Below are 22946 nucleotides of genomic sequence, written 5' to 3' on the forward strand. Positions count from 1 at the left end.
CAACCCCTCCGCCTTGTGCAGCCGACGGATCTCGGCCCAGTCTTCCACTGAAATCATCCCTCCAGAATGACGAGGGGGGTCAACTTTCACCCGTCGTCTGGGGGTCAGTATTCACGCGTCGTCGACAGCACCCTTGTCTCGGTCTCGCCCCCTCAGCAACAAGGGCGAGAACGAGGAACGGGGCGGAGAGGGCGACGACTCGGAGTCGGGTGACTCTGATCCGGTCGTGCCGTTCCGGGCGTGGGCGTGGGCGTGGTCTCGACTCCGCGGGTCCTGAGCATGCGTGGCCGACCGAAGCGACGACACGCGGTCGAGGGGCGACCATCATGGCCGTCGCTCGACTATCGCAGGCTTCGCTCGACCATCGCGGCTTGGCTCGACCATCGCGGGCTTCGCTCGACCGTCATGGGTGCCGACCGTCATCGGAGTTCCGCACGGCCGGGATGGGTCTCGCCGTCGCTCGACGAGCGAGGGCCGCGCTCAAGGGGTAGATGGTGTCGCTCCGTGTCACGGAGGCCAGGCACCCATAGCTCGCTCTCGCCCCCTCGGCAGTGGGGGCGAGAACGAGCTACCGGGCGATGAGGCGAGGGGCCACGACACGGAAGATTCCGTGCCGGCAGGCCGGTGCTACGGGGTGAATGGGACCGGTCAGGCGGGCACGGGGTCGGTGGAGGCGCCGGCGTCCTCGACTGCCTCGGTGCGGGCAGCGGCGGCCGTCGTGCCACCGAGGACCGAAGAAAGAGCGAGCCGTCCCGGGCCGAAGAACACCAGAAGCAGGAGGGCCCAGCAGAAGAGTGCGGCCGAGTCGCCGTCGTTCTGGATCGGGAGCAGGCCGTCGCCCTGGTGCATCCAGAAGTAGGCGACCGCCATCGCGCCGGAGCCGAGGAACGCGGCGGCCCGGGTGCCGAGGCCGAGGACGATGGCCGCACCCGCGACGAACTCGATGAGAGCCGCCCACCAGGACGGCCAGGCGCCGATGTCGGCGGTCCGGCCCCCGTACGGGGTGACGAACCATCCGAACAAGGTCGACGCCCCGTGGCAGAAGAACAGGAAGCCGACGACCACCCGGAACGCCGCGAGGACCCACGGCTGCACACGATTTAATATGGTTAGCATTACCTAATGTTGACGAGTGATCGGGAATCGGCCAAGGGCATGTGACCGCTCTCACTGCTCGACCGCGAGCCGGTGGTCTCCCGGCCGAGGGTGCGTCGTGGCACCGGGCCTGCTCATGCTTAACTTTTGAGATAGCCGTGTCCTACCGGGAGGCGGGGGACCGAACTTTCGGAGGCGCAACATGTGGAGTGCTCTGGGCAGCACGTTCGGGCTGGCGATGGGCCTGGCGCTCAGTCCGCTGGCGATCACCACGGCCCTGATCCTGCTCCTCGGCGACCGCGGCAAGCTGCGCGCGGTCTTCTTCGCCGTCGGCTGGTGGGTGGCGATGTTCGGGATCACCCTGATTCCGATGCTGGTGACCGACGGCGCCGAAGAGGACGACCCCAGCGGGACCTCCGGTGGCATCGACATCCTGCACCTGGTGTTCGGTGTCCTGTTCTTCGTGCTCGCGGCGCTGACCTGGATCAAACGACCGAATCACGACCGGGCCGTCAAGGTCGACGAGGCCGAGGAGTCGGCCCTCGAGGTGGTCGAACAGGAGATGCTCGACGTCGAGCCGGCGGGCAAGCCGGGCATCCTCGACCGCCTCGACGGCCTCGGCGTCTGGGCCTGCCTGCTGGTCGGCCTGGCGCAGGGCGTGCTGATCATCAAGAACATCCCGCTGGGCATCAGCGCTGGCGCGCAGATCGGTCAGGCGCAGGTGCCGCAGGCCGAGCAGTGGGTGATCGTCGCGATCTTCGCGGCCATCGCCACCGCCGGCGCTCTCATCCCGCTCCTCACCGCGGTGGTCGGTGGTCGCCGTGTCGAAGCCGGCCTCTACGAGGCCCGGCACTGGATCGAGGCCAACATGACCGCCATCACGCTCGTGGTGCTCGTCGTGGTCGGCGGGATCTTCCTCGGCGAGGGCCTCGGTCTCGCCGACTGACGAGCGCTATCGCAGCTCGCGCTTGAGGATCTTCCCGGAGGCGTTGCGCGGAAACGCGTCGACGACGACGACGGATCTCGGGAGTTTGAAGTTCGCGAGGTGCTCGGCCGCAAAAGCCAGGATGTCGTGCTCGGTGACGCCGGCGCCGGGCAGCGTCGTCACATAGGCGCGCCCGACCTCGCCGAGCCGATCGTCGGGCACCCCGACCACGGCGGCCTCGGTCACCCCGGGCACCCGCGTCACGACCTGCTCCACCTCGGCCGGATAGACGTTGAATCCGCCGGAGATGTACATGTCCTTGAGCCGATCGGTGATCGTCAGGTTGCCGCGCGCATCCAGTCGCCCGACGTCGCCGGTATGCAGCCAGCCGTCGGCGTCGATGGTCTCGGCGGTGGCCTTCGCATCGTCCAGATAGCCGCGCATCACCATGGCGCCCCGGGTGAGCACCTCGCCGTCGTCGCCGAGCCGGACCTCCATGCCGTCGAAGGCCCGGCCGCAGGTGGTCGCGACGGTGACGGCGTCGTCGTCGGCCGTGCAGGTGGTGATGAAGCCGCTGGTCTCGGTCTGGCCGTACGCGGTGATCACGGTGTCGACGCCCAATTCGGTTTGCAGGCGCTCGATCAGCACGACCGGCACGATGGTCGCGCCGGTGACGATCAGCCGCAGGCTCGACAGGTCGTACGCGGAACGCCGCGGGTCGTCGAGAATCGTCTGGAAGATCGTCGGTGCACCCGGGAACACCGTGACGCGCTGCGCCGCAACCGCTTTCATCGCCTCGCTCGGTGAGTACACCGCGAGCGGCAGCATGGTGGAGCCGAACAGCACGCAGGGCAGGATCCCGGCCTTGTAGCCGAAGGTGTGGAAGAACGGATTGACCATCAGATAGCGGTCGTCGGGGCCGAGGCCGCCGTTCGCGCCCCAGGCCCGCGCCCCGGCGACGGTGTGCCGGTGCTCGGCCAGGACGCCTTTCGGCGCCCCGGTGGTCCCGGAGGTGAAGAGGATGTCGGACAGGTCGTCGGGCCGGACCCGCTCGGCACGACGGCGGGCGAGTTCCGTCGACTCCGGCGTGGCGGAGGCGAGGAAGCGCTGCCAGGTGAGGCTTCGACGGGGCTCAGCCGGCATGACGTCGCGCTCCGCCGGCGTGACGTCGCGCTCCGCCGGCGTGACGTCGCGCTCCGCCGCCGCGACGACGTCCTCGCCCGGCGGACTCAGCGGAATCCCGATCACGGTGCGATGCTCGGCGATCGGGGAGTCGAGGACCTCGGTGAGCCGGTCGACGCCGGCGAACTCGCCGGCCGCGACGATGACCAGTGCCCCCGACCGGTCCACGATGTCCTGCGCCTCGCTGACCGTGTACCGCGTGTTCAGCGGCACCAGCACCGCTCCGGCGCAGTGCGTGCCGAGTGCCGCGATCGGCCAGTGATAACTGTTCGGCGCCCAGATCGCGACGCGGTCGCCGGGTTCCACCCCGAGGGCCACGAGCGCGCCGGCAAAGGCCTCCACCTGCTCGGCGAGCGCGGTCCACGTCAGTTCGACGGGTGTGCCCCACTGCGCGTCGTGCACGGCGATCGCGTCCGGCCATTGCGCCCGGGCGCACGACAGGGCGGCGGGGGTGGTCATCGGGAGCGTCGTCATGATCAAAACCTAACAAATGCTTGGTAGGTTAAGCTAGCGATCATGACCCTTCCCCACGGACCGGGCGACGCGCCGGCGGTCCTCGCCGATCGCGGGCTCGACCTCGGCGAATGGGCCGCGTCCACGCCCGGCGCCGACGCGGTCTTCGCCGCCGCGGTACGCCGATGGCTCGACGACAACCTCACCGGCGAGTTCGCGCACCTGCGCGGGCGCGGCGGACCCGGCAGTGAGCACGAGTTCTTCGCCGAACGGCTGGCCTGGGATCGCCACCTCGCCGCCGCCGGCTGGACGTGTCTGGGCTGGCCGGTCGCCCACGGTGGGCGCGGGGCCACCCTCGCGCAGCGCATCATCTTCCATCAGGAGTATGCGCGCGCGAACGCACCGGCGCGGGTGAACCACCTCGGTGAGGAACTCCTCGGCCCCACCCTCATCGAGTACGGCACGCCCGCGCAGCAGGCGCGCTTCCTGCCGGGCATCGTCGGCGTCACCGAGCTGTGGGCGCAGGGCTACTCCGAACCGGGCGCGGGCAGCGACCTCGCGGGTATCGCGACGACGGCGGTACGCCGCGGCGACGACTGGGTGATCAACGGCCAGAAGATCTGGACCTCGCTGGCGCACCTGTCGCAGTGGGCGTTCGTGCTCGCGCGCACCGAGCCCGCCGACGGGACGTCGTCGCGTCACCGGGGCCTGAGCTTTCTGCTGGTGCCGCTCGACCAGCCGGGCGTCACCATCGTGCCCATCCAGCAGATCACCGGCACCAGCGAGTTCAACGAGGTCTTCTTCGACGACGCGGTGACCGAAGCGAGCCTGGTCGTCGGTGAACCCGGTGACGGCTGGAAGGTGGCGATGGGCCTCCTGCAGTTCGAGCGCGGGGTCTCCACGCTCGGGCAGCAGGTCGGCTTCACCCGCGAGCTCGACGACCTCGTCGGGCTCGCGAAAAGCAATGGCGCGGTGAACGATCCGGAGATCGCCAGCCGACTGCGGCGCGCCCGGATCGGTCTGATGGTGATGGACGCCAACGCCCGACGCACCCTCGCCGGGGACGTGGTCTCGGCGACCGGGGCGGCGTCGGTCGCCAAGCTGCTCTGGGCCGGCTGGCACCGCGATCTCGGTCAGCTGGCCGCCGACGTGGCCGGTGCCACGGTCCTGCTCGGCCCGGCCGCCACCTCCGAGGGCCGGCCGAACGACATCTACCGCCCCGATCACGTCGAACTCGACGAGTGGCAACGACTCCTGCTGTTCACCCGCGCCGACACCATCTACGGCGGTTCCAACGAGGTGCAGCGCAACATCATCGCCGAGCGCGTGCTCGGCCTTCCCCGAGAGGCACGAGGATGACCCGACCCGTCTCCCCGCTGGCGGCCGTTCCGGACGAGACCCCCGGGCACGGACTGCTGACCGGACGTCACGCCGTCGTCACCGCCGCGGCGGGCACCGGTATCGGCTTCGCCACCGCGCGGCGCCTGTTGCTGGAGGGCGCCGACGTGGTGGTCTCGGACTTCCACGCACGACGCCTCGCCGAGACCGCCGACACCCTCGCCGCCGAGTTCCCCGCGCGCCGGATCGAGGCCGTCGTCTGCGACGTCACCAGCACCGCGCAGGTCGATGCGCTCATCGCCGACGCGGCCGCCCGCCTCGGCCGGATCGATCTCCTGGTCAACAACGCCGGCCTCGGCGGGGAGACACCCGTCGCCGACATGACCGACGACCAGTGGGACCGCGTTCTCGACGTCACCCTCACCAGCTGCTTCCGCGCCACCCGCGCGGCGCTGCGCTACTTCCGCGACGCCTCGTGCGGCGGCGTGATCGTCAACAACGCGTCGGTGCTCGGCTGGCGGGCGCAACGCGGCCAGGCGCACTACGCCGCCGCGAAGGCCGGCGTGATGGCGCTGACCCGCTGCGCCGCGGTCGAGGCCGCCGACTACGGTGTCCGGATCAACGCCGTCGCGCCGTCGATCGCCCGCCACCCCTTCCTCGCCAAGGTCACCAGCGACCGGTTGCTCGACGAACTCGCCGAACGTGAGGCCTACGGCCGTGCCGCCGAGGTCTGGGAGATCGCGGCGACCATCGCCATGCTCGCCTCCGACTACTCCACGTACCTCACCGGCGAGGTGGTCTCCATCTCCAGTCAGCGCGCCTGAGCCGTCTTCCCTTCTCCCCGAGGAGCTTTCCCGATGTCCACACCCCAGGCCTACGTCGTCGACGCGATCCGCACCCCGGTCGGCAAGCGCGGCGGCTCGCTCGCCACGGTGCACCCCGCCGACCTCGGCGCCCACGTCATCACCGCGATCGTGGAGCGGACCGGCATCGACCCGGCGGTGGTCGACGACGTGATCTTCGGGTGCGTCGACACCATCGGCCCGCAGGCCGGGAACATCGCCCGCACGGCCTGGCTGGCCGCCGGGATGCCGCTGGGCGTGCCGGGCACCACCGTCGACCGGCAGTGCGGATCGAGCCAGCAGGCCATCCACTTCGCCGCGCAGGCGGTGATGAGCGGAACGCAGGACGTCGTCCTGGCCGGCGGTGTCCAGAACATGAGCGCGATCCCGATCAGCCAGGCGATGATCGCCGGCCGCGAGTTCGGATTCCCCACGCCCACAGCGGGATCCGTCGGCTGGGAGCGGCGTTTCGGCGATACCGAGATCAGCCAGTTCGTCGGCGCCGACATGATGGCCAAGCGCTGGAACCTCGGCCGGCGCGAGATGGAGGAGTGGGCGCTGCGCAGCCACGACCGCGCTCGCGCGGCCCTCGCCGACGGCACGTTCGACGCCGAGGTCGTCGCGCTGGGCGACTGCGTGGCCGACGAATGCCCGCGGGACACGAGCCTGGCGAAGATGGCCGCGCTCGATGTCCTCCTGGACGGCTCCGACCTCACGGCGGCGATGGCCTCCCAGATCTGCGACGGGGCGGCGGCCACGCTCATCGTCTCCGAGGGCGCCCTGACCCGCTACGGCCTGACCCCGCGGGCGCGCATCCACCACATGACCGTGCGTGGCGACGATCCGGTGATGATGCTGTCGGCGCCGATCCCGGCGACCGCGCATGCCCTCGACAAGACCGGCCTGTCGATCGACGACATCGACGTGGTCGAGATCAACGAGGCGTTCGCGCCGGTGGTTCTGGCCTGGCTGAAGGAGACCGGCGCCGATCCCGAGCGGGTGAATCGGCACGGCGGGGGCATCGCTCTGGGGCATCCCCTGGGGGCGACCGGTGCCAAGCTCTTCGCCACGCTGCTGAACGAGCTCGAGCGCACGGGCGGTCGTTACGGGCTGCAGACCATGTGCGAGGGCGGCGGTACCGCGAACGTCACCATCGTCGAGCGGCTAGGCCGCGCCTCCTGAGTCTCTTTCCGGTCCTCGGCGGCCCGCTGAACGCCTGGCGGCGTTGTCGTCGGTCGGCATAGCGCCGCCATGCCTCCGCCTTGCCGGCCGCCCAGCGGATCCACCGATGCCTTCGGAGAAGCCTCAGGAGACACGGCCTCGGCTGAATCGGCGCGTCGCGCCGATCGGGCGGTGCGCCGGGAGGTGGTCGGTGGCGCTGACGGTCAGCGCGGCCACCACGATCCCGACCACGATGCCGATCAGGGTGTCGGCGATCCGGTCGAGCGCGACGGTCGGGTCCAGTCCCGCGCCGAGGGCGGTCAGTAGCAGGGCCATCGGGGTCACCGCGATGCTGCAGAGCGTGTAGTTCACCGGTGCGGTGATCTCGGCGATGGTCTGGAAGACCACGATCGCCAGGACCGCACCCCAGTACCCCAGCGGCAGCATGAGGAGTCCGGCGGCGATACCGGCGCCGACCACGTTGCCGAGCAGCCGGGCGATCCCACGGGAGACGGTGAGGTGGAAGTCCACGCCCTGCAGCGCGGCGACCGCACCCATCGCCGCCCACATCGGATGCGCGAATCCGGCGGCGCCGGCGATCAGCGCGCTCGCCGCCGCGGCGGCCGTCATCCGCGCCGCCGTGGCGGCCAGATGCCGAGGCGGGATCCGGAACAGTGCCCGCCGGACCGGCTCGTATCCGGTCTCCTCCGCCGCGGCGGGGCCGCGGCCGAGCCGGTGCCGGGCGCGGGCGTACAGCCACGGGCTCAGTGCGGCCGCCATCCCGATGACCGAGCCGAGCGCCGTCGCCGTCGTCGCACGCGCGAGATCCCCTGCGCAGGAGACGAATCCGGCGCCCGCGGTGGCGGCGAACACGAAGACCACGGCCCCGGGACCCGCCGCCCGCAGGGCTCCGACGAGGAGCGCCGCGCAGCCGGCGAGCAATGCGATCACCGCGGTCTCGATGAGCAGGGAGTCGCCCGCGAGACCGACCAGTCCGCCGATCGCGACGGAGGCCGTGACGGCCACGCTCAGCGCCGCGAGGCGGCCGGCGCGCATCCGGTACGGATCGGGACGGCAGAACGCCGAGACCAGCGCCCCGAGAGCGGCGATACCCGCGACGTCCTTCGCGCCCAGCAGCCCACCGACCATCAGGACCAGGCCGACGGCCGCGCCGACGCGCACCGGCGCCCAGTAGCTCGCCTTGCTCGGATCCAGCGTGAGTGCGCTGCGCCAGCCGGGGCTGCGCAGCGGATAGGTGAGCGCGGCGGAGCGGGCCGGCGGGGTGCGGGAGTCGGACGGGATCACCAGATCATGGTAACAGTGTTTTACTAGTAAAATAAATAGCCGGAGAAGCCGTCGGCGTAGGCTCGGCCGCGTGTCCCAGGATCCGTCGGAGAGTGAGCGTGGTGACCTCGTCGACCGCATCCAGGCCGAATGGGCGCAGGCTTACCCGCAGTACGACGTCGCGCCCATCGCGGTGCTCGGCCGGATTCAGCGCGTCGCCTCGGTCGCCAGCCAGCGGCTCGATCGGCAGCTGGAGCAGCACGGCGTCACTCGTTCGGAGTTCGACGTCCTCGGCGCCCTGGCGCGCGCGGGGCGGCCGTTGCGGGCCAGCGAGGTCGTGTCCACCACCACGCTCAGCGGCGCGTCGATCACCAAGCTCACCGAGGCCCTGGTCCGGCGCGGACTGGTCCGGCGCGGCCGGTCGCCGGTCGACGGCCGGGTGGTGCTGCTCGAGGTGACCGATGCGGGGCGCGGCGTCGTCGATCAGGAGCTGCCGCGCCGACTCGCCGACGACGAGGCGGTGCTGGCCGGGCTGTCGCCGCGGGAGCGCGAGACGCTCGTCGTCCTGCTGCGGCGCGTGGCGCGGTCGCTGGAGGATTCGCCTCGGCCGTGAGAGTCGCGTAAGTTATCTTATGTGACGCGGGCAACGTCTGCTAGTACCGTAGAGACGAAGGCGTGTGTCCGTCCCAAGCGCCGACATCCGAACTCACGGGGAATGTGGAGAATCCGATGACCAAGCCAGCCGATGTGACCACCCGGCCCGGAGACAAGGTGTCTTCCGAGTCGCACACCCTGGGCGAACTGCTCGAGATCCAGAAGGCGGCGTTCCTGCGGGACGGCATCCCGGACGCGAAGACTCGCATCGACCGCATCAATCGCCTCGGGCAGATGCTGCTCGACAACGAGAAGGCGATCACCGAGGCCCTGAACGCCGACTTCGGCACCCGACCGCGCGAGCTGTCCATCGCCACCGACGTCGCGGGTTGCCTCATCGACCTCACCCACCAGCGCCGGCACGCCGCGGAGTGGATGCGCGAGACCAACGTCGCCAAGGTGCAGGGGCTCCTCGGCTTCAAGCAGCGCCTGCGGCACGACCCGCTCGGCGTCGTCGGCATCATGGGCCCGTGGAACTTCCCGCTGCAGCTGACCATTGTGCCGGCCGGCTCGGCGTTCGCCGCGGGTAACCGCGTCCTGATGCGGCCGTCGTCGATCACCGCGCGGACCACCGAGGTGATCGCCCGCGTCGCGCCCGACTACTTCTCGATCGAAGAGTTCGCGGTGGTCACCAGCAAGCACGGCGGTGGCAGCGACTTCGCCAAGCTGCCCGTGGACCACATGTTCTTCACCGGATCGCCCGAGGTCGGCGCGTCGGTCGCGCAGGAGGCCGCCAAGAATCTGGTGCCGGTCACCCTGGAACTCGGCGGCAAGAATCCGGCGATCGTCGACATCGACACCGACATCACCGAAGCCGCGAACTTCCTGGCCGACGCCCGGATGATCAACGGCGGCCAGGTCTGCCTGTGCCCCGACTACGTGTTCGTGCCCGAGGCGAAGGTCGGCGAGTTCACCGAGAAGGTGATCGCCCGCTGGACCAAGAACTACCCGACCATCGTCGACAACTCGCAGTACACCTCCACGATCAACGAGAAGAACTACAACCGGATCGTCGGCCTGATCGACGACGCCGTCGAACTGGGTGCCACCAAGCGCCAGGTGATCCCGGCCGGTGAGGATCTGCCGAACGCGGCGACGCGCAAGATCCCGCCGACCCTGCTCACCGGGGTCAAGGCCGGTATGAAGATCGAGGAGGACGAGGTCTTCGGGCCGGTCCTCACCGTGTACCCGTACCGCAACCAGGCCGAGGCCATCGACAAGATCAATGCCGCCGGGCACCCGCTCACCCTGTACTGGGTCGGCAAGGACAACGAGCGGCTGGCGCACGTCGCCGATCACACCCGCAGCGGCTCGATCAGCGGTAACGACTTCGCGCTGCACCTGCTCTCCGGCGGCCTGCCGTTCGGCGGCGTCGGCCGCTCCGGCATGGGCAACTACCACGGTCACTTCGGATTCGAGACGTTCAGCCACGCCCGCGCGGTGACCGTCTCGACCATGCCGATCAAGTTCGCCGAGCTGGTCTCCGCGCCGTTCACCAAGAGCGACACCCGCCTGACCGACGCGCAGATGAAGATGTGGCGCTTCCTCCAGGGTCGCGCTTCGCGAAAGTCCGCCAAGCGCTGACTCCCGCAGAACCCATGATGGTCGCACTTCGACCGCGCGTCGTCGCAGGCTCCGCCGCGCATGCTCAGCACCCGCGGAGTCACCCATGATGGTCGAGCGGAGTCACCCATGATGGTCGAGCGGAGTCGAGACCACACTCGTGTCGAGGCGGGTGATCTCGACTCCGCTCGATCAGCTTGACGGGTACGCTCGATCAGCTTGAGGTCCGGCTCGATCGGCTTGAGGTCCGGCTCGACCGGCTTGAGGGTCCCGCTCGACCAGGTTGAGGTCCCGCTCGACCGGCTTGACGGGTACCGCTCGATCAGCGTCTGGTTCCGCCCGGCGATTGCTGTGCCTGCCACGACCAAGCACTTGCTAGGGTGGAGCGGTGACAGCGAAGGCGCAGGTGCGCGCGGGATCCCGGCGCGACGAACTCCTCGGCATCGCCGGGGAACTGTTCGCCGAGCGCGGTCTGCGTTCGACGACGGTGCGCGACATCGCCGACGCCGCGGGCATCCTGTCGGGCAGCCTGTATCACCACTTCGACTCCAAGGAGTCGATGGTCGACGAGTTGCTGCGCGGATTCCTCGACGGACTCTTCGCGCGTTACCGGGAGATCGCGGATGCCGGCCTCGGTGCCGCGGACACGTTGCGGCAGTTGGTGATCGCTTCGTTCGAGTCGATCGACGCGCAACATACGGCGGTGGCGATCTACCAGAACGAGGCGCGGCATCTGGCCGGCGAGGAACGCTTCGCCTACATCGGTGAACGCAACGTCGAGTTCCGGGAACTCTGGGAGTCGGTCCTGCGTCGCGGTGTCGACGACGTCGAGTTCCGCCCGGATCTCGACGTCGACCTGGTGTACCGGTTTCTCCGCGACACCGTCTGGATCGCGGTGCGCTGGTACCGGCCGGGTGGCCCGAAGTCGGTGGACCAGATCGCCGACCAGTACCTCGCGGTGGTGCTGGAAGGCATCCTTCCGCGCTGATCGAACTTCGGTTAGTCGTCATTCACTGAATTTCCGGAATCGGCGTCGCCGTGGTGTGGCATGGCGCATACTGGCGCCATGAGTGAACAGTCGCGGGACATCGCGGACCAGATCCGGCAGTGGCTTGAGGTGTACGGGGCATCGGACGCGAGCGCGGCCCACCTGCTCGTCGACCGGCACGACCCGTCCCAGGTCGCCTTCACCCAGATCGACGTCGATCCGGCGGGCGGCCTGACCGGGGAGGACATCACCTACGGGCAGCTCGCCGATGAGTCCAGGAGGCTGGCGACCGTGCTGGCCCAGCGCGGGATCGGCCGCGGCGACACCGTCGGGGTGCTGATGAGCAAGCGCCGCGAACTCGTGGTCACCCTGCTCGCGATCGCTCGGCTCGGCGCCGTCTACATTCCGCTGTTCACCGCGTTCGCATCGCCCGCGATCGAGATGCGGTTGCGCGGCGGCGACGCCGCTCTGGTGGTCACCGAGCCGGGCCAGGCCGACAAGGTCGCCGGGATTCCGGAGGTCGACACCCTGGTGACCGGGCCGGAGTTCGACGCGCTGATCGCCGCGAGCGAGCCGTACGACCAGTCGGTCGCCGTCGGCGGCGACGGTGCGCTGATCCTCTTGTTCACCAGCGGCACCACCGGCAACCCGAAGGGAGTGCCGGTCTCCGTGCGGGCGCTCGCGTCGTTCCACGCCTACATGCACTACGGGCTTGACGTCGCCGCCGACGACGTCTTCTGGAATGCCGCCGATCCGGGCTGGGCGTACGGCCTCTACTACGGAATCCTCGGACCGCTGGCGACCGGCCGCCGGAATCTGCTGCTGCGCGCGGGCTTCTCGCCCGCCACCACCCTCGAAGTGCTGAAGCGGTGGGGTGTCACCAACTTCGCCGCCGCGCCGACCGTCTATCGCAGCCTGTCCAACGACCCGCAGTTCACCGGGATCCGGTTGCGGCACGCCTCCTCGGCCGGCGAGCCGCTGACACCCGATGTGATCGACTGGGCGGGCCGTGCGCTCGGGACCGAGGTCCGCGACCACTACGGCCAGACCGAGCACGGCATGTTCATCAACAACCACTGGAACGAGGCGTTGCGTGAGCCGGTGATCCCGGGCTCGATGGGCTTCGAGATGCCGGGATTCAGCTGCGGGATCGTCAACGGGGAGATCGCGATCGACACCGCGGCGAGCCCGCTGATGTGGTTCACCGGCTACCTCGACGCGCCGGAGAAGACCGCCGCGCGGTTCACCGGCCCCGACCGCTCGGGCTGGTACCTGACCGGCGACGCCGGCCGCCGGGACGACGACGGCCGCTTCTTCTTCACCGCCCGCGACGACGACGTGATCATCATGGCCGGCTACCGCATCGGCCCGTTCGACGTCGAGAGCGTCCTCATCACCCACCCGTCGGTGATCGACGTCGCCGTCGTCGGCCGTCCCGACCAGCTGCGCGGCGAGGTACTGGAAGCGTTCTGCGTCCTCGCCGACGGCGTGCCCGGCACCGATGAGCTGGAGAAGGAGCTGCAACAGCTGGTGAAGGACGGCTTCGCCGCCCACGCCTACCCCCGGACCGTGCACTGGGTCGACGAACTCCCGAAGACCCCGAGCGGCAAGATCCAGCGGTTCAAACTCCGCCAGCAGTGAGAACTCGTCCTCCGCGATATGCCGAGAACGGTACATCGCGGAGGACGAGTTCCACGGGGCTCACAGTGCGCGGATCAGGGGCGCGGTCCACCGTGGTAGGCGAGCAGGCCGCCGTCGGCGACGAAGGTGCCACCGGTGCAGTAGCTCGACGCGGGACTGGCGAGGAACAGCATCAGCTCGGCGATCTCGCGGGGTTGCGCGTACCGTGCCATCGGCGGCGCTTGGGCGAAGGCATCCATGACCGCCTGGGGATCCTCCGGGTTGGCGTCGGTGTGGAGTCCGCCCATCATGGTGGTGTCGGTCAGCCCGGGGTGAACGGTGTTCACCCGGATGCCCTCGGTGGCCAGTTCCACCGCGGCGTTGCGCATGATGCCGACCACCGCGTGCTTGGAGGCGGTGTACGGCGTGGAGCCGTAGTATCCGCTGAGTCCCTGCGTCGACGACGTGATCACCAGGCTGCCGCCCCCGCGCTCGCGCAGGTGCGGGACGGCCGCGCGCAGGCCGTACCAGACGCCCTTCATGTTGATGGCGATCACCCGGTCGAACAGCTCTTCCGGATAGTCCATCAGCGAGTACGACGACCCGAAGGTGCCCGCGTTGAGGATCACCGCGTCGAGGCCGCCCCATGTGTCCACCGCGTAGCGGGTGTACGCCTCCACCTGCTCGCGGTCGGTGACGTCGGCGGTGAAGACGTCGACCTTGTCGCCGGTCACCTTGTCGCGGGCCGCAGCGAGCGCCTCCTCATCGAAGTCGACCATCAGCACGGCGCTGCCTGCCTCGGCGAGTGCCTGCGCGGTGGCCGTTCCGATGCCGCCCGCGGCGCCGGTGACGATACTGACCTTGTCGGTCATCGTGTCCATGAGATGTGTCCTTACTTTCCGAGGTGGGTCTGGAACCAGTCGAGCTGAACGGGGGCGGAGGTCGCGAAGGCGTCGTCGATGTAGGCGTCGAAGTGCCCGCCGGGCAGGACCAGGAGCTTCTTCGGTTCGTGGGCCTCTTCGTAGGCGCCCAGCGCCAGGTCGCACGGGGTGAGGACGTCGTCGGTCGCGACCACCAGGAGCAGCGGCGTCGGTGAGATGCGGGCGATGAAGGCCGCCGGGAGGTATTCGGTGAAGAGCTCCACCGAGCGCAGGGTGATCAGGTTCTCCCAGTTGGTGGCGCGTTCGCGGATCGGTCCGAAGAAGAAGTCGTGGCTGTCCTGGGTCGGCAGGGCGCACGGCTCGTCGGCGGACTGATCGAAGGTGACCGGAATGGTCAGGGGGTCCTCGCCGCGCAGCCGTCCGGCGCGGTCGGCGTCGAAGCCCTGGCGGAGGGTCGGCCAGACGTCGGACCGGATCAGCCGGCGGGCGTTCTCCAGCCCGTCGACGAGCGGCACCTGGGAGACGACGCATTTCACGCGGCGGTCCAGGGCGGCGACGACGAGTACATGCGCGCCGCTGTAGCTCGACCCCCAGATACCGACCCGGCCGGCGTCGATGCCGTCCTGCCCGGAGATCCAGGTGATGGCATCCCGATAGTCGGACACCTGCTGCCACGGATCGATCTCCGCCGGACGCGGTCCGTCGCTCTCGCCGAGATTCCGGTTGTCGTAGACCAGGACGTCGAAACCGCCGTCGGCGAAGTAGCCGCCGAAGTCGTCGAGGTACATCTCCTTGGTGGCCGAGAAGCCGTGCGCCATGACGATCACCGGCCGGTTGTCGCCCTCGCCCCGATACCACCACCCGCGCAGGGTGGTGCCGTCCTCGGTCTGGAACTCGCAGTTCCGTCTTTCTGCCATTTCTCAACTCCCGATCAGGCCGCCCGCCGGGCGCGGTGGCGGCTGTGAATCGAGTCTGCGATGTGGGTCACACCGGCGGCTGTAGCGCCAGTGCAGAGATCTTGGTCGGTGTCTGCACAATGCGGCCGAGGTGTGAGCGGGCTCTCCGGAGTCCTCGGCAGGAGGCCGTTTCTATGCCACGATCGAAGGATGACGGTGGTCCAGCCAGCTGCGGCACCGAAGCGCGAGGCGCCCGGTGTGTCGACGGTCGGCGACTTGTCGTCGTTCATCACCCGGTGGCATCGGGGCTGGTCCGTGCATTCGGCGGGTGCCCCGCTGATGGAGCAGCCGATCCGTCGCTACGAGTTGGGCGGTCTGGACATCGTCCACTGCGTCACCGAGTCGTGCTCCGGGGTGCGGACGCGGTCATCGATCGATGCGCACGACGACACGGTCCTCGGCTTGCTCACCGTGCTGGAGGGCCGCGAGGTCGTCGAACTCGACGGTGAACCGGTCACCCTCCACGCCGGGCAGTCGTTGCTCTGGGACACCCGGTCGCAGGGTTCGTTCTCGGCGTCGGAGAACCTTCGCAAGTTCACCGTCTTCCTGCCCCGGGATCTGGTCGCGGCATGGACGCCCCACCTCGATGAACTGCTCGCCGCGGGGCCGATCCGGGCCGAGCGGACCCTCGCTCTGCGGGCGTTGGCCGAGGCGCTCGACCGCACACCCGAGCCGATCCTCGCCGAACAGCCGGCCGTCGCGCTGGGCAGCGCCTTCCGGGAGCTGCTGTTCGTCACGCTCGACCTGGCGCATCGCCCGTCGGCGGCGGACTGGGCCGACCAGCGCTGGCGTCGCGCCGTGGAATTCGTCGAAGACCGGCTCCCCGGCTCCACCACCGCCGAAGAACTGGCGACGCATCTCTCGCTCTCGGTCCGGGCCGTCTACCAGATGTTCGCCGACCGGGAGATCACGCTGCGGCAGTATGTGCGTGAGCGGCGCCTGTACCGGGCGCGCGCCGAGCTGGTGAGCGAACTGTCCCGGCCGATCGGGGAGATCGCCGGCACGTGGGGATTCGCGGACCAGTCCGCGTTCACCAAGGCCTTCCGGCGGATGTTCGGCGAGACGCCCGGCAACGCCCGCCGACGCTGACCGGCCGTGGCGGTCGAGCGGAGTCGAGATCATGACGGTCGAGCGGAGTCGAGATCATGACGGTCGGGCGGAGTCGAGACCACGCCTCTCGGTAGGATCGACGCCCTGCTGACAACGAGGGGGAGCTGTGTCCGTACTGGCCGACGACCTGCCGGAGATCCAATACCGCTACGAGTGCGTCGACGGCGACGTCTGGCGCTTCACCCGCGGCGGCATGCGGGTGTGGCCGGTGGGGAACTGGGGCTGGCGGTGACGGCGGTGTTCGAGGCGGTCTGCTTCATCGCTCTGTCGCTGGTCTTCGGCACCTGGTGGTTCCTGCTCGGCCTTCCCGCCGTTCTGGGGGTGATCGCACTGATCACGCTGCTCAAGAGTTACCGGGCGAATCGGAGACTCTTGTCGCCAGGAAGCGTCATGTCCGCCGGCTACAGCGATACCGCGCTCCGGCTCGAGGACGGCGGAGTCACGCTGACGGTGGCCTATTCGCGGCTGGAGCAGGTCACGAGGATGCGCGGCTTCGTGGTGGTCAAGGTGCGCAAGGGACGCCGGATCCTGATTCCGGAGGAGAACGCGCCGGCGGAGGCCGTGGCGAAGATCCGGGCCGGGATCGCGGCGGCATGACGGCGGCTGGGACATGCCGCCTGATCGGCATGTCCGCTCGATCAGCGTGCTCGCCGGGTGGACGCGGTGACGGTGAACTTCGGGTTCCGGGCGATCTGCCGGGTCGGGCCGACCAGGCGGTCCAGCGCCGGGCGGTACCGCAGGTGTGAGTTCCACACGCACCACAGCTCGCCGCCCGGGGCCAGGGCGCGCCCGGCGTCGGCGAACAGGTGCTCGGCGATCCCGGTCGACAGGGACGCATCGCTGTGAAACGGCGGATTGAGCAGCACCAGCTCTTGTGAAGCCTCCGGCAGCGTCTCCAGGCCGTCGGCGCGGACGACGTCGACGCGCTCGCCGACACCGTTGGCGGCCGCGGTCGCCCGGGCCGACGCCACCGCGGCGGCGCTGCGGTCCGTCGCGACGACGCGCACGTCTGGCCGCCGCGCGGCGAGCGCCGCGGCGACGATGCCGGAGCCGCAGGCCAGGTCGACGGCGGTCGGTGCCGCGGGCAGCGCGTCGAACTGCTCCAGCAGGAACCGGGTACCGATGTCGATCCGGGTCCCGGCGAAGACGCCGCCGTGTGCGACGACGGTCAGCCCGAGATCGGCGTGGAACTCGGTGCGCGGCCACTGTCCGGCTGATGCCGCCGCGTCGAGGGTCTTTGCGCCACTGGCGATCAGCACGCGGGACTTCTGCCGCGCGTGGGTGACGTCGACGCGCTCGAAGACGGCGCGCAGGACGTCGTTCATGGCCACCGACATGTGCTTGATCCGCCCGCCGGCGAACACCCGGACGCCCGGGTCGGCGTGCGCGGCGATCAGGGCGGCGAGTTCGGCGAGCCGGTCGAGGGAGCGTGGCAGCCGCAGCAGCACCGTCGTCGCCCCGGCGAGGAGTCCGGAATCGAGCGGGCGGGCGGTGAACACACCGGTCGTGCCGAGGCGTTCGGCGTTGGCGGACAGCGCGCGTTCGCCGGTCAGCAGATCCTGGTGGACGCGGATGTCGCGCGCACCCAGCTCGGCCGCGCCCAGCGTGAGCGCGCCGTAGGCGTCGTCGATCACCACCAGCGCGCCGTCGGGGGTGGCGGCGATCGCCGCGGCGGCCTCGTCGAGCAGCAGCCGGTCGGCGGCGTCGACCGCGGTCAGACCCGGCCCCTCGACGTCGGGGAAGCGCCGGAGAGCGGTCGGACGGAGCGCGGTGAGATCCACGAGTTCAGAGACTACCGATCACTTTCGGCCGGCCCGGTGGTCTATCTCTGTGACGGCACTTGACGGCAAGCGCCGCGGACGCGAGGAGAATCACCATGCACGACATGATCTTCATCAACTACGCCGTCGCCGATCTGGACCGCTCGCGGGAGTTCTTCACCGCGCTCGGCTACCGGTTCGACGACCGCTTCTGCGACGGCAACGCCGCCGCGCTGGTCCTGGGCGACCACATCGTCTGCATGCTGATGCGCCGCGAGTTCTACGCGGACTTCACCGACAAGCAGATCGTCGACGCGACCACGTCGAGTGAGGTTCTGGTCAATCTGAGTGCGGCCGGCCGGGAGGAGGTCGACCAGATCGTCGACCGCGCGGTGGCGCTCGGCGCGAAGGACGGCCGTACCGACGACCACGGCTTCATGTACGGCCGCGATTTCGAAGACCTCGACGGCCACGGGTGGGGCATCATGTGGATGGATCCCGCCGCGGTCGAGGCCGGGCCGGAGGAGTTCATGAAGCAGCAGCAAGGAGCGTGAGGTGCACGACGACGGCCCCTCGACCGGCGGCTTCGACGAGCTGACCGCCGCCGTGTCGCGCGCGGAACTGCTCGCCCACTGCTACCGCATGCTCGGTTCGGCGACCGACGCCGAGGACGTGGTGCAGGAGGTCTACCTGCGGGCCTGGCGGGCGTTCCACCGATTCGAGGGGCGGTCGTCGACGCGCACGTGGCTGTACAAGATCGCGACCAACACCTGCCTCACCGCGCTGGAGAGTCGTGCGCGGCGGCCGCTGCCGACCGGGCTGGGCACTGATGCGTCGGACCCGGCCGTCCCGGTGGTCGCCGACACCGAGACCCGCTGGCTGGGACCGCTGCCCGACGCCGCCCTCGGCGACCCGGCCGATGCCGCGACCCGGAAGGAGAGCGTCGGTCTGGCGATGGCGGCGGCGCTGCAACATCTGCCCGCGACGCAGCGCGCCGTGCTGATCCTGCGCGACGTGCTCGCCTTCTCGGCCGCCGAGACCGCCGGCCTGCTCGACGTCTCGGTGGCGTCGGCGAACAGCGCGCTGGCCCGCGCCCGGAAGACGCTCGCCGCGGTGCGGGCCCGGGACACCGCGATCGGCGAGGGCGCCCGCGCCGACCGGCTCACCGCGCACGAGCAGCGCGTCTGGGACGAGTTCTGTGCTGCCTTCGAGCGGTACGACATCGACGGCGTGGTGAGTGTCCTCGCGGCGGACGCCGTGTGGGAGATGCCGCCGTTCCCCGGCTGGTATCGGGATGCCGAGCGGATCGGTGAACTCAGCCGCGCGCAGTGCCCGGCCCAGCGGCCCGGCGACCTCGCGATGGTGCCGACCACGGCGAACGGGCTGCCGGCCGCCGGGATGTACCTGCGCGACGGCGACGAGTGGCGCCCGTTCCAGCTCGACGTCCTCACCATCTCCGGTGGCGCGGTGACGCACGTCGGAGCGTTCTTCGAGCCGGCGCTGTTCGCGCTGGCCGGTCTCCCTGATCGGCTCACCGATCCGGGCGCGCCGACGGCTATCCTCGGGAGGGTCGAGTCCACCGCGACGGAGTGAAGGAGGGGCCGTGCGTGCATCGAGATCGCGAGCCGCCGCGCTCGTGATGGTCGCCGCCGGGGCCGTCGTCCTCGGCGGGTGCACGGTCGACGGGACCGCGGTCAAGGCCGGTGGCCCGGCCGGAACGACGACACCGACGGTTTCCGTGACGTCGTCCGCGGCGCCGTCCTCGACGTCGCCGTCCACGAGCGCGCACAGCACCGCTCGGTCCACCTCCGCGAGCACGACCCCCGAGAAGTCGTCCACGACTACCAGCAGCGCGGCGTCCGGCATGGCAGCTCAGGCGTGGACCATGACGTGCCACACCTACCGTCGTCTCACCCCCGACGAGCAGAAGGAGGTGACGGCCGAACTCGGCCGTCGCCTGCATAAGAAGCAGCTCATCGACAACGACCGGTCGTTCGCGATCGTGAACTCGTTCTGCAACGACGGACTGGTCCGGAACAGCCAGGGCGTCCGGGACTCCGAGTAGCGGGGGCTTCGACACCGGCTCGTTCCTCGCCGGGCTCAGCCGGCGGGGCAGATCGGCCCCCATGCCGGTCGAGCGGCGTTCATGCCGGTCGAGCCGCCCTCATGCTGGTCGAGCGGAGTCGAGACCATCCACCTGTGGTAGGGGTGTGATCTCGACTCCGCTCGATCGTCGTGTTGGGCGGCTCCATGCTGGTCGAGCGGAGTCGAGACCATCCACCTGTGGTGGGGGGTGTGATCTCGACTCCGCTCGATCGTCGTGTTGGGTGGAGTCGGGTCCGCCCCGCCGGCTGAGCCTGCTCAGCCGACGGAGAACTCGGACAGCGCGGCGAGTCGTGCGTGCGCCTGAGTCATCACCGACTGGATCAGCTCGTCGCAGCTGGGCAGATCGTCGAGCAGTCCCACCACCTGACCGGAGGCCAGCACGCCCGCCTCGGTGTTGCCGTCGACCAGCCCGGCCCGCAGCAGCATCGGGGTGTTGCCTGCCATGATGATCTGCTGCCAGGTGCGTTCCCCCGAGCGCTTCATCGCGCGCCCGTCGCGGAGCATGGTGGTCCAGCGCATGCCGGTCAGCTGCTTGAACTCGTGCGCGTTGCGGGCGGCGGCCACCAGAGCCTTGGTGCGCGAACCGCTTTCGAGCGCGTCGACCAGTTCGGTCCGCAGCACGCGGTGCGGAACGCCGTCGACCTTGGTGGAGACGACGGTGTCGGTGAGTCCGCGCTGCAGGTATTCCCGTTTGACGCTGTCGGGCACCGCGGAGTCGCTGGTGAGGAGGAACCTGGTGCCCATCGCGATCCCGTCGGCACCGTAGGCGAGGGCCGCGACCAGGCCGCGCCCGTCGAAGAAGCCGCCGGCGGCGACCACCGGGATCGAGGTCGGTCCGGACCGGCCGCCCAGGGTGGTTCCTGAGCGGAGCCGAAGGGCGTCGATCACCGACGGCAGCAGCAGCGAGGTGGCGACCGGCCCGGTGTGTCCGCCGCCCTCGCCGCCCTGCACGATCACCGCGTCGGCGCCCCACGAGGCGACCTTCACCGCGTGCCGGGCCGCACCGATCGACGGAATCACCACGGCCCCGGCATCTTTCAGACGCGCGATCAGCTCGGCCTTCGGGGCGAGCGCGAACGACGCGACCTTCACGCCTTCGCGGATCATCAGATCGACGCGCTGCGCCGCGTCGGTGGCATCGGCCCGCAGGTTGACCCCGAACGGCTTGTCGGTGAGCGCCTTGGTCTTGGCGATCGCCGCTTCGAGTTCGTCGTAGGTCATGGTCGCCGACGCGAGGATGCCCAGGCCACCGGCGTTCGCGGTCGCGGCGGTGAGTGACGGGCCGGACACCCATCCCATGCCGGTCTGGACGATCGGATAGTCGATCCCGACCAGCTCGGTGAACCGGGTGGACAGCGGTGCGGCGGTCACGCGCGAACCTCGCGATCGCGAATTCCCTTGGGGTCCAGTACATCCCGGATCAGGGCTAGCTGCTCGGCGGTGGGTGCCGCGGTCGTCGGAGCGTCGTCGAGGCCGGCGACGGGGAATCCGGTGTTCTCGGCGACCTGCCCGGGCGTCACCCCGGGATGCAGCGAGAGCGCGCGCATGGTCCCGCCGCGACCGCCGAAGTCGAACACGCCGAGGTCGGTCACCACCCGGTGGATGTGGACGTCGTCGAAGGCCGGGTTCGACGCGTCGAGGGCGTCGGTGCCGATGCCGCAGACGATGTCGACCTTCTCGACGAAGACGCGTGCCGAATGCCTGCCGACCCAGTAACTGGTCGGGTGGTTGATCGTGTTGCCGGGTGACCCGCGCGAGCCGAACATCTGCCGCGCCGGGTGCTGGAGCGGGCCGAATGCGGAGAGGTTCTGGTTACCGTGCCGGTCGAGCTGGTTGGCGCCCATCACCACGTGCCGGCGACCGGAGGCGACGACGTCGAACACCTGGCGGAACGGCAGCCAGCCCTCGATCGGTCCCGTCTGGCCGATCGGCGGGGTGCCGGCCAGGATCTGGGCCTCCCCATCGGTGATCAGCAGGTCGGGTTCGGTGGTGAGGCGGGCCAGTCGCGCGCCGAGCAGCGGTATCGGGGCCATCGGGGAGGCCATGATCTCGCCGGCGCCGGTGAAGATGTCGGCGCAGGCGGTGACGCAGTATTCGGCGCGGGTCGGGGTCCCTTCGACGGAGCTCAGGGGGCGGCGAGCGGTGCTCATCGGGTCTCTCCGTTCCATGCGGTCACTTCGGCCTGATAGGTCTCCTCGTCGACGTCCAGGAACCGCGTGCGGAACGCGGCCCACTTCTCCTCGTCGCCCGCGGACTCGACGTAGAACCGCTGGAAGGCCTCGTCTCGGGGATAGCTCCCGGAGAAGGTGAAGTGCGCGCCGTTCGGGGTGTGGACCACGCGGTCGACGTTCATCCGGTTGAGCAGAAGACGTTGGGGGACCACGGCATCGGCGAGTTCTTCGGTGGTGACCAGGCGGTCGGTCTCCAGATAGCGGCGGTCGGCGGCGGCGAAGAACAGGTCGTCGAAGTACGGGTCGATCCCGGTGTAGGCCGCGTTGCCGTGGACATCGGCCAGATCGAGGTGCACGAACGCCGCGTCGAGCGTCAGCGCGGGCATGGCGATGAGCGTCTGAGTCCGCCCGTCGCCGTCCGGGTAGGGGGAGACGACGGTCTTCAGCTCGCCGTCCCAGAAGTCCGGCACCGAGGAGCCGAGTCCGGCCCGGATGGGGAGGAACGGCAGGCGCGCGGCGGCGGCCTCCAAACCGCACTTGACCATGCCCTCGTCCATCTCGCGGGCCTCGATCGCGCCGCTGGTGCGGGCGCGGGCGAACCACGGGTCGTAGAACGGCGGCGAGTCGAGCGAGACGAAGCCGTAGTACGCGCGCTTCACTTTGCCTGCGGCACAGAGCAGTCCGAGGTCGGCGCCGCCGTAGGTGACGATCGTGAGGCCGGTCAGTGACGACCGGGCGAGGGCGCGGACCAGGGCCATCGGCTTGCGCCGTCCGCCCCATCCGCCGATACCGATGGTCATGCCGTCGGCGAGTTCGCCGATGACCTCGTCGAGGGTGCTGGTCTTGTCGGTCGCCAT

General features: G+C 69.9%; 23 protein-coding genes. 14 read left to right on the forward strand and 9 right to left on the reverse strand.

Annotated features, from left to right (window positions below):
• Positions 1-648: 648 nt before the first annotated feature.
• Positions 649-1116: a DoxX family protein gene (locus tag ACSEEN_RS12685; protein ID WP_440713372.1), complete on the reverse strand. Its 468-nt coding sequence runs from the start codon at positions 1114-1116 to the stop codon at positions 649-651.
• A 181-nt stretch (positions 1117-1297) separates the two neighbouring features.
• Between ACSEEN_RS12685 and ACSEEN_RS12690 the strand changes: the two genes are divergently transcribed.
• A complete protein-coding gene (locus ACSEEN_RS12690; RefSeq protein ID WP_298442899.1) occupies positions 1298-2041 on the forward strand; it encodes a GAP family protein in 744 nt (247 codons plus the stop codon).
• A gap of 6 nt (positions 2042-2047) precedes the next feature.
• On the opposite strand, the gene ACSEEN_RS12695 is transcribed toward ACSEEN_RS12690, so the two are convergent.
• Complete coding sequence (locus ACSEEN_RS12695; RefSeq protein WP_440713373.1) at positions 2048-3676, reverse strand: FadD3 family acyl-CoA ligase; 1629 nt, start codon at positions 3674-3676, stop codon at positions 2048-2050.
• Positions 3677-3718: 42 nt separating this feature from the next.
• Between ACSEEN_RS12695 and ACSEEN_RS12700 the strand changes: the two genes are divergently transcribed.
• Genes ACSEEN_RS12700 through ACSEEN_RS12710 form a run of 3 tightly spaced genes read left to right on the forward strand, consistent with a single transcriptional unit; the run spans position 3719 to position 7017 of the window.
• Positions 3719-5014, forward strand: a complete 1296-nt coding sequence (locus ACSEEN_RS12700) for an acyl-CoA dehydrogenase family protein (protein ID WP_440713374.1) — start codon at positions 3719-3721, stop codon at positions 5012-5014.
• Complete coding sequence (locus ACSEEN_RS12705) at positions 5011-5817, forward strand: SDR family oxidoreductase (protein ID WP_247866204.1); 807 nt, start codon at positions 5011-5013, stop codon at positions 5815-5817. Before ACSEEN_RS12700 ends, ACSEEN_RS12705 begins: the two co-directional genes overlap by 4 nt.
• A 33-nt stretch (positions 5818-5850) precedes the next feature.
• Positions 5851-7017, forward strand: coding sequence for an acetyl-CoA C-acetyltransferase (locus ACSEEN_RS12710; protein ID WP_440713375.1), 1167 nt, complete (start codon positions 5851-5853; stop codon positions 7015-7017).
• A gap of 123 nt (positions 7018-7140) precedes the next feature.
• Here ACSEEN_RS12710 and ACSEEN_RS12715 read toward each other — a convergent pair whose 3' ends face one another.
• Positions 7141-8301, reverse strand: a complete 1161-nt coding sequence (locus ACSEEN_RS12715; RefSeq protein WP_440713376.1) for an FUSC family protein — start codon at positions 8299-8301, stop codon at positions 7141-7143.
• A 70-nt stretch (positions 8302-8371) separates the two neighbouring features.
• On the opposite strand from ACSEEN_RS12715, the gene ACSEEN_RS12720 reads away from it, so the two are divergent.
• The 4 genes from ACSEEN_RS12720 (at position 8372) to ACSEEN_RS12735 (ending at position 13126) form a co-directional block, all read left to right on the forward strand.
• Positions 8372-8893 carry a MarR family winged helix-turn-helix transcriptional regulator gene (locus ACSEEN_RS12720; RefSeq protein ID WP_298442887.1) on the forward strand — a complete coding sequence of 174 codons (522 nt, stop codon included), beginning with the start codon at positions 8372-8374 and terminating at the stop codon, positions 8891-8893.
• Between the two features lie 116 nt (positions 8894-9009).
• Positions 9010-10518 carry an aldehyde dehydrogenase family protein gene (locus ACSEEN_RS12725; protein WP_440713377.1) on the forward strand — a complete coding sequence of 503 codons (1509 nt, stop codon included), beginning with the start codon at positions 9010-9012 and terminating at the stop codon, positions 10516-10518.
• A gap of 367 nt (positions 10519-10885) precedes the next feature.
• Complete coding sequence (locus tag ACSEEN_RS12730) at positions 10886-11485, forward strand: TetR/AcrR family transcriptional regulator (protein ID WP_440713378.1); 600 nt, start codon at positions 10886-10888, stop codon at positions 11483-11485.
• 78 nt (positions 11486-11563) lie between these two features.
• On the forward strand, positions 11564-13126 hold the full coding sequence (locus tag ACSEEN_RS12735; RefSeq protein ID WP_247866210.1) for an AMP-binding protein: 1563 nt from the start codon (positions 11564-11566) through the stop codon (positions 13124-13126).
• Positions 13127-13200: 74 nt separating this feature from the next.
• Here ACSEEN_RS12735 and ACSEEN_RS12740 read toward each other — a convergent pair whose 3' ends face one another.
• Together ACSEEN_RS12740 and ACSEEN_RS12745 are read right to left on the reverse strand one after the other, a co-directional pair.
• On the reverse strand, positions 13201-13986 hold the full coding sequence (locus ACSEEN_RS12740; protein ID WP_440713379.1) for an SDR family NAD(P)-dependent oxidoreductase: 786 nt from the start codon (positions 13984-13986) through the stop codon (positions 13201-13203).
• 11 nt (positions 13987-13997) lie between these two features.
• A complete protein-coding gene (locus ACSEEN_RS12745) occupies positions 13998-14903 on the reverse strand; it encodes an alpha/beta hydrolase (protein WP_440713380.1) in 906 nt (301 codons plus the stop codon).
• Between the two features lie 195 nt (positions 14904-15098).
• Between ACSEEN_RS12745 and ACSEEN_RS12750 the strand changes: the two genes are divergently transcribed.
• The 3 genes from ACSEEN_RS12750 (at position 15099) to ACSEEN_RS12760 (ending at position 16649) form a co-directional block, all read left to right on the forward strand.
• Positions 15099-16031, forward strand: coding sequence for a helix-turn-helix domain-containing protein (locus ACSEEN_RS12750; RefSeq protein ID WP_247866213.1), 933 nt, complete (start codon positions 15099-15101; stop codon positions 16029-16031).
• Positions 16032-16158: 127 nt separating this feature from the next.
• Positions 16159-16284 (forward strand): hypothetical protein, encoded by a 126-nt coding sequence (locus tag ACSEEN_RS12755; protein WP_283255266.1) that lies wholly within the window; start codon positions 16159-16161, stop codon positions 16282-16284.
• The gene (locus ACSEEN_RS12760) at positions 16281-16649 is read left to right on the forward strand and encodes a hypothetical protein (RefSeq protein WP_247866214.1); all 369 of its coding nucleotides are present in this window, start codon (positions 16281-16283) and stop codon (positions 16647-16649) included. The genes ACSEEN_RS12755 and ACSEEN_RS12760 overlap by 4 nt, the downstream gene beginning before the upstream one ends.
• Positions 16650-16690: 41 nt before the next feature.
• Here the strand turns inward: ACSEEN_RS12760 and ACSEEN_RS12765 are convergent, their stop codons facing one another.
• Positions 16691-17833, reverse strand: coding sequence for a class I SAM-dependent methyltransferase (locus ACSEEN_RS12765; RefSeq protein ID WP_298442870.1), 1143 nt, complete (start codon positions 17831-17833; stop codon positions 16691-16693).
• Between the two features lie 95 nt (positions 17834-17928).
• On the opposite strand from ACSEEN_RS12765, the gene ACSEEN_RS12770 reads away from it, so the two are divergent.
• The 3 genes from ACSEEN_RS12770 to ACSEEN_RS12780 are packed head-to-tail and all read left to right on the forward strand — an operon-like array spanning position 17929 to position 19877.
• A complete protein-coding gene (locus ACSEEN_RS12770) occupies positions 17929-18366 on the forward strand; it encodes a VOC family protein (protein WP_247866216.1) in 438 nt (145 codons plus the stop codon).
• 1 nt (position 18367) lies between these two features.
• Entirely contained in the window at positions 18368-19405 is a 1038-nt protein-coding gene (locus ACSEEN_RS12775; protein WP_440713381.1) for a sigma-70 family RNA polymerase sigma factor, read from the forward strand.
• Between the two features lie 10 nt (positions 19406-19415).
• On the forward strand, positions 19416-19877 hold the full coding sequence (locus ACSEEN_RS12780) for a hypothetical protein (protein WP_440713382.1): 462 nt from the start codon (positions 19416-19418) through the stop codon (positions 19875-19877).
• Between the two features lie 296 nt (positions 19878-20173).
• Here ACSEEN_RS12780 and ACSEEN_RS12785 read toward each other — a convergent pair whose 3' ends face one another.
• Genes ACSEEN_RS12785 through ACSEEN_RS12795 form a run of 3 tightly spaced genes read right to left on the reverse strand, consistent with a single transcriptional unit; the run spans position 20174 to position 22946 of the window.
• Positions 20174-21289 (reverse strand): NAD(P)H-dependent flavin oxidoreductase, encoded by a 1116-nt coding sequence (locus ACSEEN_RS12785; RefSeq protein ID WP_247866219.1) that lies wholly within the window; start codon positions 21287-21289, stop codon positions 20174-20176.
• Positions 21286-22068 carry a CoA-transferase subunit beta gene (locus tag ACSEEN_RS12790; protein ID WP_440713383.1) on the reverse strand — a complete coding sequence of 261 codons (783 nt, stop codon included), beginning with the start codon at positions 22066-22068 and terminating at the stop codon, positions 21286-21288. Before ACSEEN_RS12790 ends, ACSEEN_RS12785 begins: the two co-directional genes overlap by 4 nt.
• Positions 22065-22946 (reverse strand): CoA transferase subunit A, encoded by an 882-nt coding sequence (locus ACSEEN_RS12795; protein WP_247866221.1) that lies wholly within the window; start codon positions 22944-22946, stop codon positions 22065-22067. Before ACSEEN_RS12795 ends, ACSEEN_RS12790 begins: the two co-directional genes overlap by 4 nt.

Origin of the sequence: Gordonia marina, from assembly GCF_052036135.1 — a bacterium.
Taxonomy (GTDB): domain Bacteria; phylum Actinomycetota; class Actinomycetes; order Mycobacteriales; family Mycobacteriaceae; genus Gordonia.